Annotated in this window: 18 protein-coding genes; 15 read left to right on the top strand and 3 right to left on the bottom strand. The window is 62.9% G+C overall.

Features of this window, described 5'->3' with window-relative positions; all coding sequences use genetic code 11:
• The first annotated feature begins 36 nt into the window (after positions 1–36).
• From cobO to KVQ74_RS15775, 14 genes are all read left to right on the top strand, one after another.
• Entirely contained in the window at positions 37–648 is a 612-nt protein-coding gene (gene cobO / locus KVQ74_RS15835) for a cob(I)yrinic acid a,c-diamide adenosyltransferase (protein ID WP_217832095.1), read from the top strand.
• A complete protein-coding gene (locus KVQ74_RS15830) occupies positions 645–2,003 on the top strand; it encodes a cobyrinate a,c-diamide synthase (protein ID WP_217832094.1) in 1,359 nt (452 codons plus the stop codon). The genes cobO and KVQ74_RS15830 overlap by 4 nt, the downstream gene beginning before the upstream one ends.
• Entirely contained in the window at positions 2,000–2,650 is a 651-nt protein-coding gene (gene bluB, locus KVQ74_RS15825) for a 5,6-dimethylbenzimidazole synthase (protein WP_217832091.1), read from the top strand. Before KVQ74_RS15830 ends, bluB begins: the two co-directional genes overlap by 4 nt.
• Positions 2,647–3,555 carry an adenosylcobinamide-phosphate synthase CbiB gene (cbiB, locus tag KVQ74_RS15820; RefSeq protein WP_217832090.1) on the top strand — a complete coding sequence of 303 codons (909 nt, stop codon included), beginning with the start codon at positions 2,647–2,649 and terminating at the stop codon, positions 3,553–3,555. The genes bluB and cbiB overlap by 4 nt, the downstream gene beginning before the upstream one ends.
• A complete protein-coding gene (gene cobD / locus KVQ74_RS15815; RefSeq protein ID WP_217832088.1) occupies positions 3,548–4,555 on the top strand; it encodes a threonine-phosphate decarboxylase CobD in 1,008 nt (335 codons plus the stop codon). Before cbiB ends, cobD begins: the two co-directional genes overlap by 8 nt.
• On the top strand, positions 4,552–6,003 hold the full coding sequence (locus tag KVQ74_RS15810) for a cobyric acid synthase (RefSeq protein WP_217832086.1): 1,452 nt from the start codon (positions 4,552–4,554) through the stop codon (positions 6,001–6,003). Before cobD ends, KVQ74_RS15810 begins: the two co-directional genes overlap by 4 nt.
• A gap of 42 nt (positions 6,004–6,045) precedes the next feature.
• Positions 6,046–6,567: a bifunctional adenosylcobinamide kinase/adenosylcobinamide-phosphate guanylyltransferase gene (gene cobU / locus KVQ74_RS15805; protein WP_217832084.1), complete on the top strand. Its 522-nt coding sequence runs from the start codon at positions 6,046–6,048 to the stop codon at positions 6,565–6,567.
• Positions 6,564–7,619, top strand: coding sequence for a nicotinate-nucleotide--dimethylbenzimidazole phosphoribosyltransferase (cobT, locus tag KVQ74_RS15800; protein WP_217832083.1), 1,056 nt, complete (start codon positions 6,564–6,566; stop codon positions 7,617–7,619). Before cobU ends, cobT begins: the two co-directional genes overlap by 4 nt.
• The gene (gene cobC / locus KVQ74_RS15795) at positions 7,616–8,191 is read left to right on the top strand and encodes an alpha-ribazole phosphatase family protein (protein WP_217832081.1); all 576 of its coding nucleotides are present in this window, start codon (positions 7,616–7,618) and stop codon (positions 8,189–8,191) included. The genes cobT and cobC overlap by 4 nt, the downstream gene beginning before the upstream one ends.
• A 1-nt stretch (position 8,192) precedes the next feature.
• Positions 8,193–8,924 carry an adenosylcobinamide-GDP ribazoletransferase gene (locus tag KVQ74_RS15790; protein WP_217832080.1) on the top strand — a complete coding sequence of 244 codons (732 nt, stop codon included), beginning with the start codon at positions 8,193–8,195 and terminating at the stop codon, positions 8,922–8,924.
• A gap of 105 nt (positions 8,925–9,029) precedes the next feature.
• Positions 9,030–9,434 carry a MarR family winged helix-turn-helix transcriptional regulator gene (locus KVQ74_RS15785; RefSeq protein ID WP_217832078.1) on the top strand — a complete coding sequence of 135 codons (405 nt, stop codon included), beginning with the start codon at positions 9,030–9,032 and terminating at the stop codon, positions 9,432–9,434.
• A gap of 51 nt (positions 9,435–9,485) precedes the next feature.
• On the top strand, positions 9,486–10,694 hold the full coding sequence (locus KVQ74_RS15780; RefSeq protein ID WP_217832076.1) for an MFS transporter: 1,209 nt from the start codon (positions 9,486–9,488) through the stop codon (positions 10,692–10,694).
• Positions 10,691–10,813, top strand: coding sequence for a hypothetical protein (locus KVQ74_RS29415; RefSeq protein WP_262150000.1), 123 nt, complete (start codon positions 10,691–10,693; stop codon positions 10,811–10,813). The genes KVQ74_RS15780 and KVQ74_RS29415 overlap by 4 nt, the downstream gene beginning before the upstream one ends.
• Positions 10,814–10,896: 83 nt before the next feature.
• A complete protein-coding gene (locus KVQ74_RS15775; RefSeq protein ID WP_217832074.1) occupies positions 10,897–11,457 on the top strand; it encodes a glutathione peroxidase in 561 nt (186 codons plus the stop codon).
• A 98-nt stretch (positions 11,458–11,555) separates the two neighbouring features.
• On the opposite strand, the gene KVQ74_RS15770 is transcribed toward KVQ74_RS15775, so the two are convergent.
• The 3 genes from KVQ74_RS15770 to KVQ74_RS15760 all read right to left on the bottom strand — a co-directional run bounded on the left by KVQ74_RS15770 (position 11,556) and on the right by KVQ74_RS15760 (position 13,956).
• A complete protein-coding gene (locus tag KVQ74_RS15770; RefSeq protein ID WP_217832073.1) occupies positions 11,556–12,827 on the bottom strand; it encodes an OmpP1/FadL family transporter in 1,272 nt (423 codons plus the stop codon).
• A 146-nt stretch (positions 12,828–12,973) separates the two neighbouring features.
• Positions 12,974–13,456: a hypothetical protein gene (locus tag KVQ74_RS15765; RefSeq protein ID WP_217832071.1), complete on the bottom strand. Its 483-nt coding sequence runs from the start codon at positions 13,454–13,456 to the stop codon at positions 12,974–12,976.
• A 275-nt stretch (positions 13,457–13,731) separates the two neighbouring features.
• Entirely contained in the window at positions 13,732–13,956 is a 225-nt protein-coding gene (locus KVQ74_RS15760) for a hypothetical protein (RefSeq protein ID WP_007950419.1), read from the bottom strand.
• A 961-nt stretch (positions 13,957–14,917) separates the two neighbouring features.
• Between KVQ74_RS15760 and KVQ74_RS15755 the strand changes: the two genes are divergently transcribed.
• On the top strand, positions 14,918–15,241 hold the full coding sequence (locus tag KVQ74_RS15755; protein WP_217832070.1) for an SEL1-like repeat protein: 324 nt from the start codon (positions 14,918–14,920) through the stop codon (positions 15,239–15,241).
• Positions 15,242–15,254: the final 13 nt, after the last annotated feature.

Here is a 15,254-nt window from a genome sequence, read left to right as displayed (position 1 = left end):
GCCCGCCGTTATCCAGCCTCAACGGAGAGCTCCCCCATGACCGATTCCCCCGAACGTGACGAACGTCATCTGGCGCGCATGCAGCGCAAAAAAGCCGTGATCGATGAGCGCATTGCCAATTCGCCCAACGAATGCGGCCTGCTGCTGGTGCTGACCGGCAACGGCAAGGGCAAGAGCAGCTCGGCGTTCGGCATGCTCGCGCGCGCCATGGGCCACGGCATGCAGTGCGGCGTGGTGCAGTTCATCAAGGGCCGCAACAGCACCGGCGAAGAATTGTTTTTCCGCCGCTTCCCCGAGCAAGTGCGTTTTCATGTGATGGGCGAGGGCTTCACCTGGGAAACCCAGGATCGCCAGCGTGACATCGCCGCCGCCGAAGCGGCCTGGGAAGTGTCCCGGCAGATGCTGCGCGATCCGGCCATTGGCCTGGTGGTGCTCGATGAACTGAACATTGCCCTCAAGCACGGTTACCTCGACCTCGATCAGGTGCTCAGCGATTTGCAGGCTCGACCGCCGATGCAGCACGTTGTCGTGACGGGCCGCGCCGCCAAGCCGGAAATGATCGAGCTGGCCGATACCGTCACCGAGATGGGCATGATCAAGCACGCCTTCCAGGCCGGTATCAAAGCGCAGAAAGGCGTCGAACTTTGAAGTCACCACGTCACTGCCCGGCGGTGTTGATCGCCGCGCCGGCCTCCGGCCAGGGCAAGACCACCGTTACCGCCGCGCTGGCCTGTTTGCACCGCAATCAGGGGCGCAAGGTTCGTGTGTTCAAATGCGGCCCGGACTTTCTCGACCCGATGATCCTTGAGCGCGCCAGCGGTGCGCCGGTCTATCAACTGGACATGTGGATGGTCGGCGAGCAGGAAAGTCGCCGCCTGTTGTGGGACGCCGCCGGCGAGGCCGATCTGATCCTGATCGAAGGCGTGATGGGACTGTTCGATGGCACGCCGTCGAGCGCCGATCTGGCGCGGCATTTCGGTGTGCCGGTATTGGGCGTGATCGACGGCACTGCCATGGCCCAGACCTTTGGCGCGCTGGCTCTCGGTTTGGCGCGCTACCAGCCGGACTTGCCGTTTGCCGGCGTGCTGGCCAATCGCGTCGGCACCCTGCGCCATGCGCAATTGCTCGAAGGCAGCCTCACCGAAGGCTTGCGCTGGTACGGCGCGTTGTCCCGGGAAACCGGAATCGAACTGCCGAGCCGCCATCTCGGCCTGGTGCAGGCCAGCGAACTCAATGACCTCGACCTGCGCCTCGACGCGGCGGCCGAAGCTCTCGCCGGCAGTTGCGAGGTAGCGCTGCCACCGGCGGTTGAATTCGCTGCACCTGAGGTGCAGGCCACGGAACCCTTGCTCGAAGGCGTGCGAATCGCTGTTGCGCGGGATGAGGCGTTTGCCTTCACCTACGGCGCGAGCCTCGATCTGCTGCGGGCGATGGGCGCCGAGTTGCGCTTTTTCTCACCGATCCGTGACACGCAATTGCCCGAGGCTGACAGCCTGTACCTGCCCGGCGGCTATCCGGAGCTGCACCACGTCGCGCTGGCGCAGAACACGGCGATGCTCGACGCGATCCGTGCGCATCACGCCGCCGACAAACCGTTGCTCGCCGAATGTGGCGGCATGTTGTATCTGCTCGATGCGCTGACCGATGTCGACGGCGTCCGCGCTGAGCTGGTCGGTCTGTTGCGCGGTGAGGCGGTGATGCAGAAGCGTCTGGCGGCGCTGGCCCTGCAATCGGTCGAGTTGCCGGAAGGTGAGCTGCGCGGTCACACCTACCACCATTCCCTGACCACTACTGAACTGACCCCGATCGCCCGAGGCCACAGCCCCAACGGCGGGCGCGGAGCCGAAGCGGTTTATCGGGACGGGCGGATGACGGCGTCCTACGTGCATTTCTACTTCCCGTCCAATCCGGCGGCGATTGCCGCGTTGCTGGCGCCTGATCCTGAGGCCGCACCCTTATTTGAAACCGTGATGGCAGCGGACTCGCTCGCGAAGGGGCTATGACAGACAACGCCTTCTCCGAAGACGAGCGCGCAGCCGTCTATCGCGCCATCGCCGAACGTCGCGACATGCGCCACTTCAGCGGCGGTACGGTCGAACCCGAACTGCTGCGCCGCTTGCTCGAAGCCGCGCACCAGGCGCCGAGTGTCGGCCTGATGCAGCCGTGGCGCTTCATTCGTATCAGTGACCGTGCGCTGCGTGGCCAGATTCAAAGCCTTGTGGAAGAAGAGCGGGTGCGTACCGCCGAGGCCCTTGGCGAGCGCAGTGACGAGTTCATGAGGCTCAAGGTCGAAGGCATCAACGACTGTGCCGAAGTGCTGGTTGCGGCGCTGATGGATGATCGCGAGCGACATATTTTCGGGCGCCGCACGCTGCCGGAAATGGACATGGCCTCGCTGTCCTGCGCGATCCAGAACCTGTGGCTGGCGGCGCGTGCCGAAGGTCTGGGGATGGGCTGGGTGTCGCTGTTCGAGCCGCAGGCGCTGGCCGATCTGCTGAAATTGCCAGCCGGGGCCAAGCCGTTGGCGGTGTTGTGCCTGGGGCCGGTCGAGGCGTTCTATCCGGCGCCGATGCTGGTGCTCGAAGGGTGGGCGCGGGCGCGTCCGCTCAATGAGTTGCTGTATGAAAATTTCTGGGGAGTGAGTCAATGAGTGTGGCGTTGTTGAGTGTCGCCGCAGTCGCGCTGGATGCGCTGCTGGGTGAGCCGAAACGCTGGCATCCGCTGGTGGCGTTCGGCAATTTCGCCGGGCGCATCGAGCAACGCTTCAACGCCGGTGGGCGCGGCTGGCGCAGCCATGGCGTGACCGCCTGGGTGATCGCCGTGCTGCCGCTGACCTTGCTCGCCACGGCGCTGTCCTGGGCGCCCTATGTCGGCTGGCTGGTAGAGATTCTGGCGCTGTATTGCGCCCTTGGCATGCGCAGTCTCGGCGAGCATGTCGCGCCCGTGGCCCAGGCGCTGCGTGGCGATGATCTGGAAGAGGCGCGCAAGCGCGTGGGCTATCTGGTCAGTCGCCAGACCAGCGAACTGGACAGCACTGCCGTCGCCCGCGCGGCCACTGAATCGGTGCTGGAAAACGGCAGCGACGCGGTGTTCGCTGCGCTGTTCTGGTTTGTTGTGGCCGGCGCGCCGGGCGCGGTGCTCTATCGCTTGAGCAACACCCTCGACGCGATGTGGGGTTATCGCAACGAACGCTTCGAGCGCTTCGGCTGGGCGGCGGCGAAAATCGACGATGTCCTCAACTACATTCCCGCGCGGCTGGTGGCGTTGACCTACGCGTTGCTGGGCAAAACCCGGCTCGCCTTGAAATGCTGGCGCAGCCAGGGACCGAAATGGGACAGCCCGAACGCAGGTCCGGTGATGGCTGCCGGTGCCGGCGCGCTAGGCGTGGAGCTGGGCGGCCCGGCGATTTATCACGGCGAACTGCATGAGCGTCCACAACTCGGCGAGGGTGCGCCGGCGGACGCCGATTCCATTGATCGCGGCTGGCAATTGGTGCAGCGCGGCGTATGGTTATGGCTGCTGATTCTCTGCGTGGGGGCTGAATTCTATGCTTGAGCACGGTGGCCGGCTGCGCAAGGCGGCGCTGGAGTACGGCATCGCCGAACAGGACTGGCTCGACCTCTCCAGCGGTCTGGCGCCGTGGCCGTTCCCGGTTCCGGAGATTCCGTTGCGGGCCTGGGCGCGATTGCCGGAAACCGATGACGGCCTGGAGCAGGCAGCGTGCGATTACTACGGCGCGTCCCAGGTGTTGCCGGTGGCCGGTTCGCAGATGGCTATTCAGTTGTTGCCGCGTTTGCGCCGGGCCGGCAAGGTCGGTGTGCTGTCGCCGTGTTACGCCGAGCATGCCGAAGCCTGGCGCCGCAGTGGCTACATCGTGCGCGAGGTCCTGGAGCAGGAAGTCGATTTCTTCATCGACAATCTCGACGTGCTGGTGGTGGTCAATCCGAACAATCCCACCGGCCTGAGTCTGACTCCGGCACGGCTGCTCGACTGGCATGCGCGGCTGGCCCAGCGCGGCGGCTGGCTGGTGGTCGATGAAGCGTTCATGGACAACACGCCGCATCTGAGCCTGGCCGCCCATGCCCATCAGGTCGGCCTCATCGTATTGCGTTCGTTTGGCAAGTTTTTCGGTCTGGCCGGTGTGCGGCTGGGGTTCGTGCTGGCCGAGCGCAAGTTGCTCAGGCTGCTGGCCGAGCAGGTCGGGCCTTGGGCCGTGAGCGGGCCAACCCGAGTACTCGGCCAGGTCTGCCTGCAAGACACCGAAGGCCATACCCGACAGCGCATCCGCAGCGACGAGGCCAGCGAGCGTCTGGCGCTGCTGCTCGAACGCCATGGCTTCAAGCCGCAGGGCGGCTGTGCGCTGTTTCAATGGCTGATCACCGAACACGCCGCCGCCATGCACGACTTCATGGCACGACGCGGCATTCTCGTGCGCATCTTCGTGCATAACAGCAGCCTGCGTTTCGGCTTGCCGGCCGATGCGGCGCAAGAGGCGCGCCTCGAACTGGCCCTGCAAGCGTTCGCCAAGGATTGCCTGATGGAACATCCAGCATGACCACTCTGATGGTGCAAGGCACCACTTCCGATGCCGGTAAAAGCACGCTGGTGACCGCGCTGTGTCGCTGGGCGACCCGCCAGGGCGTCGCCGTGGTGCCCTTCAAGCCGCAAAACATGGCGCTCAACAGCGCCGTGACCGCTGATGGCGGTGAAATCGGCCGGGCGCAGGCGGTGCAGGCACAAGCTTCGTTTCTCGAACCGCACACCGACATGAACCCGGTGCTGCTCAAGCCCAACAGCGACACCGGCGCCCAGGTCATCATTCACGGTCGTGCCGTCACCAGCATGAACGCGGTGGCCTATCACGACTACAAAGCCATCGCGATGCAGGCGGTGCTGGCCTCCCACGAACGACTCCGCGCGGCCTATCCGCTGGTGATGGTCGAGGGCGCGGGCTCGCCGGCAGAAATCAACCTGCGTGCCGGCGACATCGCCAACATGGGTTTCGCCGAAGCGGTGGATTGCCCGGTGCTGCTGATCGCCGACATCAATCGCGGCGGCGTGTTCGCCCATCTGGTCGGCACGCTGGAACTGCTGTCGCCGAGCGAGCAGGCGCGGGTCAAAGGCTTCATCATCAACCGTTTTCGTGGCGACATCGCCTTGCTGCAACCGGGTCTCGACTGGCTGGAGCAGCGCACCGGCAAACCGGTGGTCGGCGTGCTGCCGTATGTGATGGACCTGCACCTGGAAGCCGAGGACGGCATCGACCAGCGGCAGACCGACAAGGCCGAACAAGTGCTGAAAGTGGTGGTGCCGGTGCTGCCGCGCATCAGCAACCACACCGATTTCGATCCGCTGCGCCTGCATCCGCAGGTGGATCTGCAATTCATCGGTCCCGGCCAGGCGATTCCGCCGTCCGACCTGATCATTCTGCCCGGCTCGAAAAGCGTGCGCGGCGACCTCGCCTACCTGCGCGCCAATGGCTGGGAAACGGCCATCCGCCGCCATTTACGTTATGGCGGCAAGTTGCTGGGGATTTGCGGTGGCCTGCAAATGCTTGGCGAGCAGGTACACGATCCACTGGGCCTGGAAGGCGCGCCGGGTTCGAGTGCCGGGTTGGGCTTGCTGGCGTTTGCCACGCAGCTTGAAGCCGAGAAGCAATTGCGCAACGTGCGCGGGCGGCTGGCGCTGGAAGACGCGGAAGTCAGTGGCTACGAGATTCACGCCGGGGTCACCACCGGGCCGGCCCTGGAGCACGCCGCCGTGCATCTGGATGACGGGCGTTGTGATGGCGCGCAGAGTCTCGACGGGCAGATTTTCGGCACCTATCTGCATGGCTTGTTCGAATCCCCGGCAGCCAGCGCCGCGTTGTTGCGCTGGGCGGGGCTGAACGATGTGCAGACGGTGGATTACCACGGGTTGCGCGAGCGGGATATCGAGCGGCTGGCGGATCTGGTGGAGAAGCATCTGGATACCGCGCTGTTGCGTCAGCTCTGTGGGATTTGAATTGCGTTTAGCGCCTCACTGCCTATTTTTCAGGACGTTCCCATGCTGCAACTGATTCTCGGCGGCGCCCGCTCCGGCAAAAGTCGCCTGGCTGAAAAACTCGCCAGCGACAGCGCGCTGGCCGTGACCTACATCGCCACCAGCCAACCGCTGGACGGCGAAATGAATGAGCGCGTGGCCCATCACCGCGCCCGGCGTCCGGCCGAATGGGCGTTGATCGAAGAACCCCTGGAGCTGGCCCGAGTGTTGCGCCAGAACGCCAGTGCCGAGCGTTGCCTGCTGGTGGATTGCCTGACCCTGTGGCTGACCAATCTGCTGATGCTCGACAATGCCGAACGCCTCGCCGCCGAGCGTGAAGCCCTGCTGGACTGTCTGGCCGGATTGCCGGGGGAAATCATTTTTGTCAGCAACGAGACCGGAATGGGTGTCGTGCCGCTGGGCGAATTGACTCGCCGCTACGTCGATGAAGCCGGTTGGCTGCATCAAGCTCTGGCCGAGCGCTGTCAGCGAGTTGTCCTGACCGTCGCCGGCCTGCCCCTGACTCTGAAAGGACCTGCGTTATGACCCAAGCGTGGTGGTTGAACCCGTGCAAACCCGTGAACAGCGATGCCGTCGCAAATGCCGCCGCGCGACAACAGCAATTGACCAAACCGGCCGGTTCGCTCGGGCGACTGGAGGCGGTCGCGGTGCAATTGGCCGGGTTGCAGGGTCAGCTCAAGCCGCGCCTGGATCAGCTGTGGATTGCGATTTTCGCTGGCGATCACGGCGTAGTCGCCGAAGGTGTGTCGGCGTTCCCCCAGGAAGTCACCGGGCAGATGCTGTTGAATTTCGTCAGCGGTGGCGCGGCGATCAGCGTGCTGGCGCGGCAACTCGGCGCGCAGCTTGAAGTGGTGGATCTGGGCACCGTGACCCCGTCGCTGAGCCTGCCGGGCGTGCGTCACCTGAACATCGGCGCCGGCACGGCGAATTTCGTTCAGGGCTCGGCGATGACCCGGGCGCAGGGTGAACTGGCCTTGCAGGCCGGCCGTGACAGCGTGCTGCGGGCGCAAGCGGCCGGTGCGCAATTGTTCATCGGCGGCGAAATGGGCATCGGCAACACCACCGCCGCCAGCGCGCTGGCCTGTGCCTTGCTCGATTGCCCGGTGGCGCATCTGACCGGCCCCGGCACCGGCCTGAATGCCGAAGGCGTCAGCCACAAGGCGCAGGTGATCGAGCGCGCGCTGGCCCTGCACGCGGCACAGCGTGGCGATGCGTTGCAGACCCTGTTCAACCTCGGCGGTTTCGAGATCGCGGCGCTGGTCGGTGCATATCTGGCCTGTGCCCAGGAAGGCATCGCGGTGCTGGTGGACGGCTTTATCTGTACGGTCGCCGCGCTGGTGGCGGTGCGTCTGAATCCGCAATGTCGCGAGTGGCTGCTGTTCGGGCATCGGGGCGCCGAGCCGGGCCATCGCCATGTGCTGGAAACGCTGAAGGCCGAACCGCTGCTGGAACTCGGTCTGCGTCTGGGCGAGGGCAGTGGTGCGGCGCTGGCCGTGCCGTTGTTGCGGCTGGCCTGCGACCTGCACGGGCAGATGGCGACATTCGCCGAAGCAGCGGTGGCGGATCGTCCGGCATGACATTGCGTCTGGATTTGCTGCGTCACGGTGAAACCGAACTGGGTGGCGGCTTGCGCGGCAGTCTCGACGACGCGCTGACTGAAAACGGCTGGGCGCAGATGCGCGCGGCGGTACTCGAACAGGGGCCGTGGGATCGTCTGGTCAGTTCGCCGTTGCAACGTTGCGCGCGGTTTGCCGAACAGCTCGGTGCGCAGCTGGGTGTGCCGGTGACTTACGACAGACAACTGCAAGAACTGCATTTTGGCGCCTGGGAAGGGCAGAGCGCAGCGGCGCTGATGAACACCGACGCCGAGGCGCTGGGGTTGTTCTGGGCGGACCCTTACGCGTTCACGCCGCCCCAGGGCGAGCCGGTGGCCGATTTCTCCGTTCGCGTGCTGGATGCGATTGAGCGACTGTATTCGGCCTATGTCGGTGAGCGTGTGCTGTTGATCAGTCACGGCGGGGTCATGCGCTTGTTGCTGGCCCGGGCTCGGGGGTTGCCGCGTGAGCAATTGCTCAACGTCGAGGTCGGCCATGGCGGACTGTTTTCGCTGATCGTTGAAGCCGATGGTTCGCTCAAGGAGATCGGCTGAGATGCTGCCACTGTGGATCGCCCTGCAATTTCTCAGCAGTCTGCCGATTCGTCTGCCGGGGATGCCCGAGCCTGAGCAACTCGGGCGCTCGCTGCTGTTTTATCCGCTGGTGGGATTGCTGTTCGGCGTGATCCTCTGGGGCGCGAACCTGGCGCTGGCCGGTGCGCCATTGCTGCTGCATGGGGCGCTGTTGCTGACGTTGTGGGTGCTGCTCAGCGGTGCGCTGCACCTGGATGGGCTGGCGGACAGCGCCGATGCCTGGCTCGGCGGTTTTGGCGACCGCGAGCGCACGCTGACGATCATGAAAGATCCGCGCAGCGGGCCGATCGCGGTGGTGACGCTGGGGTTGGTGTTGTTGCTCAAATTCACTGCGTTGCTGGCGCTGATCGAACAGCAACAAGGTCTGACGCTGATTATCGTGCCGCTGATCGGGCGCGCGGCGCTGCTCGGATTGTTCCTGACCACGCCTTATGTGCGGGCCGGTGGATTGGGCCAGGCGCTGGCCGATCATCTGCCACGCAAGGTGGGCTGGCAGGTGTTGATGGTCAGTGCGCTGGGGTGTCTGGTGATTGCCGGGTTCAGCGGGGCAGTGGCTTTGCTGGTGGCGGTGGTCGGGTTTGTCTGGTTGCGGCAGGTGATGTTGCGGCGACTGGGCGGAACGACGGGCGACACGGCGGGGGCATTGCTGGAATTGCTGGAGATGGCGGTGCTGGTTGGCTTGGCGTTGGTCTGAGCGATTACCGGTGAATGATCCGGCGCCTTCGCGGGCACTCAAGATGTCACTGAACAAATTCATCTGTAACTTGATTTAACACAGTCGCGGGTATATACACGCATCATGCTTCCTTCTCAGTGTTTATGCACCAACCTGCGTCGCGCCGCTCGTGGCGTCAGCAGGCATTACGACGGCGCCCTCGATGGCTTCGGGATCAACGTTGCCCAGTATTCTTTGCTGTGCAACCTGCAGCGTCTGGATCAACCGAGCATTTCCGAACTGGCCGAGGCGATGGGCCTGGATCGCAGTACCCTGGGGCGCAACCTGCGGGTGCTGGAGGGAGAAGGGCTGGTGACGCTGGCCGAGGGTGCGGACATGCGCAACCGCATCGTCCGGCTCACCGAAACCGGAATCCAACGCCTGGCGGCTGCCCTGCCGGCCTGGGAAGCGGCGCAGCAGCGGTTGATCGACCGCCTGGGCGCCGAGAAGCGTGAAACCTTGCTGAAACTGTTGGATGAACTGGCTTGACGCCAGTTTTTCCGGATTTAAGCGGGTATATACCCGCGACGGAGAATAACAATGAGTTCGATGTGGCGTACGTGCGGTTGGGTGTTGCTGGGGAGTGCATTGATTCTGGCGTTGTCGTTGGGCGTGCGGCATGGCTTCGGGCTGTTTCTGTCGCCGATGAGCGCGCAGTTCGGCTGGGGGCGTGAGGTTTTTGCCTTCGCCATTGCCTTGCAGAACCTGATCTGGGGCCTGGCGCAGCCGTTCACTGGTGCGTTGGCCGACCGCTTCGGCGCGGCCAGGGTGGTGTTGATCGGCGGTGTGCTGTACGCCCTCGGTCTGGTGTTCATGGGGCTGTCCGATTCGGCACTGACCTTGTCCCTGAGCGCCGGCTTGCTGATCGGCATCGGCCTGTCCGGCACCTCTTTCTCGGTGATCCTCGGCGTGGTCGGTCGCGCCGTACCGCCGGAGAAACGCAGCATGGGCATGGGCATTGCCAGCGCTGCCGGCTCGTTTGGCCAGTTCGCCATGCTGCCCGGCACGCTCGGGTTGATCGGTTGGCTGGGCTGGTCGGCGGCGTTGCTGGTGCTGGGTCTGCTGGTGGCGATGATCGTGCCGCTGGTGAGCATGCTCAAGGACAAGCCGCTGCCGGCGCTCGGCCACGAGCAGACCCTGTCCGAAGCCCTGCGTGAGGCCTGCTCGCATTCCGGGTTCTGGCTGCTGGCGTTCGGCTTCTTCGTCTGTGGTTTTCAGGTGGTGTTCATCGGCGTGCATCTGCCAGCGTACCTGGTCGATCAGCATCTGCCGGCCACGGTCGGCACCACCGTGCTGGCGTTGATCGGGTTGTTCAACATCTTCGGCACTTACACCGCCGGATGGCTCGGCGGACGGATGTCCAAGCCGCGCCTGTTGACCGCGCTGTACCTGCTGCGGGCGGTGGTGATTGCGCTGTTCCTGTGGCTGCCGGTGACCACCACGTCGGCCTACCTGTTCGGCATGGCCATGGGTTTCCTGTGGCTGTCGACGGTGCCGTTGACCAACGGTACGGTGGCGACCTTGTTTGGCGTGCGCAACCTGTCCATGCTCGGCGGTATCGTGTTCCTGTTCCATCAGCTCGGCTCGTTCCTCGGCGGCTGGCTGGGCGGAGTGGTGTATGACCGTACCGGGAGTTATGACTTGATCTGGCAAGTGGCGATTCTGCTGAGCCTGTTGGCGGCCGCGTTGAACTGGCCGGTGCGCGAGCGTCCGGTCGAGCGCCTGCAAACCCGTGCGAGCGCCGCGTGAATCGCCTTTGGCCACAGATCGCCCTCACCGCACTTGGCGCTGCCTTGCTGGCGCTGGTGTGGTGGGGCTGGCATCAGGGCGGGCTGGCGATGATGCAGTTGGGGCTTGGTTCCTGTTAGGGGGCGTTTGCCGGAACGCCGCTTGCTAGATGGTCGGCATGGCGAGTAACGTCAAGGTCTGACGACTTTCAAGGATGCCCGACATGCTGAAGCGCTGGTGTGCTGTTCCCGCGTTGCTGATGGCGTTGACCGGACTGGCCCAGGCCGCCGACTGTCCGGAGCTGCTGCAAGGCTCGTTGCCCAAATTGCGCGCCAAGGAATCCATCGACCTCTGCCAGCGTTACGCTGACAAGCCGCTGGTGGTGATCAACACCGCCAGCTTCTGTGGTTTCGCCCCGCAGTTCGAAGGCCTGGAGGCGCTCAATCAGCGCTACAAGGCGCAAGGGCTGGAAATGCTCGGCGTGCCGTCGAATGACTTCAAGCAGGAGTCCAAGGACAGCGCGGAGACCGCCAAGGTCTGCTACGCCAACTACGGCGTGACGTTCACCATGACCGAGCCGCAGAAAGTCCGTGGCGACGGCGCCACCCACCTGTTCCAGGTGCTGGCCGCCCAGAGCAGCGCGCCGAAGTGGAATTTCTACAAATACGTGGTCGATCGCCAGGGCAAGGTAATCGCCAACTTCTCCAGCTTGACCAAACCCGACGATCCGGAGTTTGTGGCGGCGATTGAGAAGGCGATTGCGTCAAAGCCCCTGGCTGAATGAGCGGCGTTGCACACTCAATGGCAGGCATGAAAAAGCCCCGCGTCCACAAGGACGGCGGGGCTTTTTTGTGGGCGAGGGGTTAGCCTCGCCGTGCTGCATCAGAAGCGGTAGGTCGCACCGACACCGAAACCGTTTGCCGAGTTTTCATACTTGGCGTCGTAGCTCTGGCCACGATCGTTTTCGTTGCGAATCTTGACCGACTCTTCCTTCAGGTACGAGTAGGCAACATCGATGGTCAGGTCGTCGGTCGGGCTCCAGCCGGCACCGATGCTGAAGATGGTCCGGTCGCCGGTAGGAATGCGTGGCGAACGGTCGACGTTGTTGGTCGGCGACTGGTCAAAGGTCAGACCGGTGCGCAGTACCCATTCCTTGTTCAACTGGTACGACGTGCCCACGGCGTAGGCCCACGAGTCGTGCCAGTTCTGGTCTTCGGTGATTTCGCCGAACTGACCGGCCAGCAGAGGCTGCACACCGGAGTTCTTGACGGTGATCTTCTCCAGCTGGCTCCAGCGGGTCCAGGTAGTACCGGCGTAGACGTTCCACTGGTCGTTGATGGCCTGGGTGACCGAGAAGTCCACGGATTCAGGCGTGGTGATCTTCAGCGACGCGTCGTACTTCTGGCTTGCGCCCAGGCCGACGGCAGCGAGTGCGCCGTAGTTGACCTTGGTGTTGCCTTCGAGCTTGTAGTCGACTTTCGAGTGATAGGTCAGACCCAGGCGAGTGGTGTCGGTGGCCTGCACCAGCACGCCGATGTTGTAGCCCAGTGCGGTGTCGTCACCCTTGATCTTGACCTTGCCGTCCGGCAGCGCCTGAGTGATCGACAGGTTGGATTCCAGCGAACCGTCGATGCGGTTGATGGTCGGGCCAAAGCCGATCGACACGACGTCGTTGAACTTGTAGCTGACAGTCGGCTGGAAGGTGATGACCTGCACTTCGGATTTGCTGCCGAAGTAACGGCCGGCAAAGCCGTTTTCATAATCGGTAATCAGGCCGAACGGCACGTATACGCCGAGGCCGAATGCCCAATGCTCATCGATCGGTTTGACGTAGAAGCCCATAGGTACGGAGGTGAAGGGCACCATGTCGCCTTTGTTGCTGCCGCCGTTCGGGCTGGAGCTGGCGTCGCTGATATCGGTCTTGGCATCGAGGAATGCAACACCGCCAGTGACCTGTTCGCGGGTGAGGCGCGACATGCCGGCAGGGTTGCCGTAAACAGTGCTTGCGTCGTCGGCAGAAGAAGATCGCCCGGCGTACCCAGTTCCCATCCCGCTGATGCTGTGTTCGTTGATGGCAAAGCCAGCTGCGAAGATCTGGGTGGATGCCATGGTAACGGCGAGGCTAAGGGTGGTTTTGAGCATGACTTTTTTCATTATTAGAACTCCTGGTGATCACCGGGGCGAAAATTACCAACATTTTCGTCCGGGCGCTATAGTCCGTATGGCTTGAGTTAGAGCGGTTTTGTAGGACAATCCGACCAGATTCGCGACCTGTTGGCCGATCTTGCGAAACCGGTGGGTCAGCATGCGACCTGATTCAGCGGTGAAACACAGGTCTGCCAGGCGTAGGTGAAGTCGCGCAGGCGACCCTGGGGCTGGAAGGTCTGGCGCCAGATTCGGGCCATCCCCAGCAGATCGTCGGGGTCGGGGAGGGTGGGGTTCTGTTCTTCCACCAGCAACCAGGCAATGGCCGTGGCGTAGCGCAGGTTGACGGTCAGTTCCAGGTGCGGACCGCTGAGGAATGCATGCTGGCTGGCCAGGCCTCGCACCAGGCTGGCACGCTCCGGGTCCAGCGCCAGATAGTGATCCCACAAGGCCTGATGGCGATGTTCGGCGATCCGGTACAGGCCGTGGCCACGGCGATCGTGCAGGGCGGAACCCAGGGCTGACTGGCTGGCGGCAATGCCCAGCAGCAGGGATTCGGCGGTTGCGCAGTGACGTCCCAGGTACAGCAGCGTCGGACGGATCACATAGCGGCACAGTTCGCTGGCAGCGATACCCATAAAACCCTCGAAACACGAAGTGGGCGACGGGCCTGAAGGGGGTGCTTGGCAGCAGTGGATCGACTCAGGCCCGCCGGAAGCGGATCACGCCGCTTGAGTTGAAGTGTAGTGTCATATTCGCGACGTAAAGGCCTGTTTTTAAAATATTTCCGGACGGCAGTTATAACCGTTATACCGGAAGGTGCTTAAGCGTGACCGGCAAAAAGGGAAACATCGGGCAATAAAAAGCCCCGCGTTTCAAGCGGGGCTCGTACTTTTGCGGCCATTTCGGCTGCTCAGGCGATCAATGCCTGACGGGTGCGATCGATCACGGCCTGCAGCGGTTCGGCGCTGGAGTATTGATCGGGGTACAGACGCTCGCTGTGGCGGGCGATCCCGTGTTCATTGACCACGGTGAAGCTGAAGCAGCCTTTGCGAGCGGCCATGATGAGGCAGTTCATTGGAGCAAAAGCGTTGGTGAGGGTGCGAATGGCATCCTGAGTCTGGATTTGAGTAGACATAGTTATTAGGTGTTCCTACAAATGACACGGTTAAGAACCGTGCAACGTTAAAACGTTCCAGTAACGTCGACCACCGTTGGTCGAACGAAGAACCCGACTGGAACAAAGCAGCCAGTTGAAGCGCTGATAAGTTGGCGCGCTTGGGCTGGCAGGTAGGTACTTAGGAGGACAGGCAGCACATCGAGGGCAGAGGTTCTGGCCCGGGGTGAAGATCCTGATCAATCTGCAGGTTGGTTCGGTCAGAGTAAGTGTTCTTCGCAACACCCTTCGCAATCATTCGAAGGCAGTGTTGACGCAAGATTTACCTGGAAACCATCGAGGGGTCGTTCCCGCTGTTGTCGGTGAGGGCTTCTGTGACAGAAGGCTGACCGTGGGGATGTATGCGACCGGAATTGACTTTCAGCTTGGTACTAACGGCGCGGATACTAACGGAACCTGACAGCGAACGCAAACGGCAATGCAAAAAATCTCGAATCGCTGGATCGACCTCGCTCTGGTCGCGGCCGGCGCCCTGTCATGGATCGAGATCCGACCGTTGGTCGTCCGCCCAATACGCATGGAGACGCAGACCGCGAGCGGTTATCCCCAACCTCAGCGTCAAAAACGACCCGAAAAGGCGCATCGATATAACTGCGTAACAGGTACTTGTGCACATTAGTTGCGCAGACTGTAACGGCGCTGTCATGTCGAACCTGACCCCGGTCACTGCCTGTATCAAAAGTTTAAGTCAATGAAAAACATCGCTTTTTTTAACTGGTGAAAAAATCGTCAGTTTGACTGCGAGCCCCATTCCATAAGGCTTTGCGCGGGTTGGAAGGCGGTTGTCCACTGAGTTATCCACAGCTTCTGTGGATTGTCCCTAGCGCTTGCTCTAGCACGGGCGTGCCGGGTTTTTTTCGACTTTACCTGAGCGAAAAAAAGAGTAGAGTGGCGCGCCTTCCGATTTGCCCTACAGTGCTTTATGAAGTTTCGCTCAGTATCAGACGCTGTTACCTCGCAACCTCCTGGTGTTACCGCTCCCAAACGATTTTCCGTACGCGTGGCCGAATGGCTGCTGGACAGTCCGCGTCTGGGCACCAACCAAAATGCCAAGCATCTGGCCGGCCGCCTGCTCAAGCAACCGGCCCGGGAAGGTGTGGTCGCCGCGCAAAGCCGTCTCGGTCAATTGATGTGCCGTGAATGCGGCAATGCCCGGGATCGTCGCATCGGCCAGGATCTGCTGCGCCAGGCCGCCCGTGCCGGCGATCGTCGCGCGCAACAGGAACTCGGCCTGATCGAAGACTGAGCTGTCCAAGGTC

It is taken from the genome of Pseudomonas botevensis (assembly GCF_019145475.1).
Classification (GTDB): Bacteria; Pseudomonadota; Gammaproteobacteria; order Pseudomonadales; family Pseudomonadaceae; genus Aquipseudomonas; species Aquipseudomonas botevensis.
This window is presented reverse-complemented; position numbering and strand designations above follow the sequence as displayed.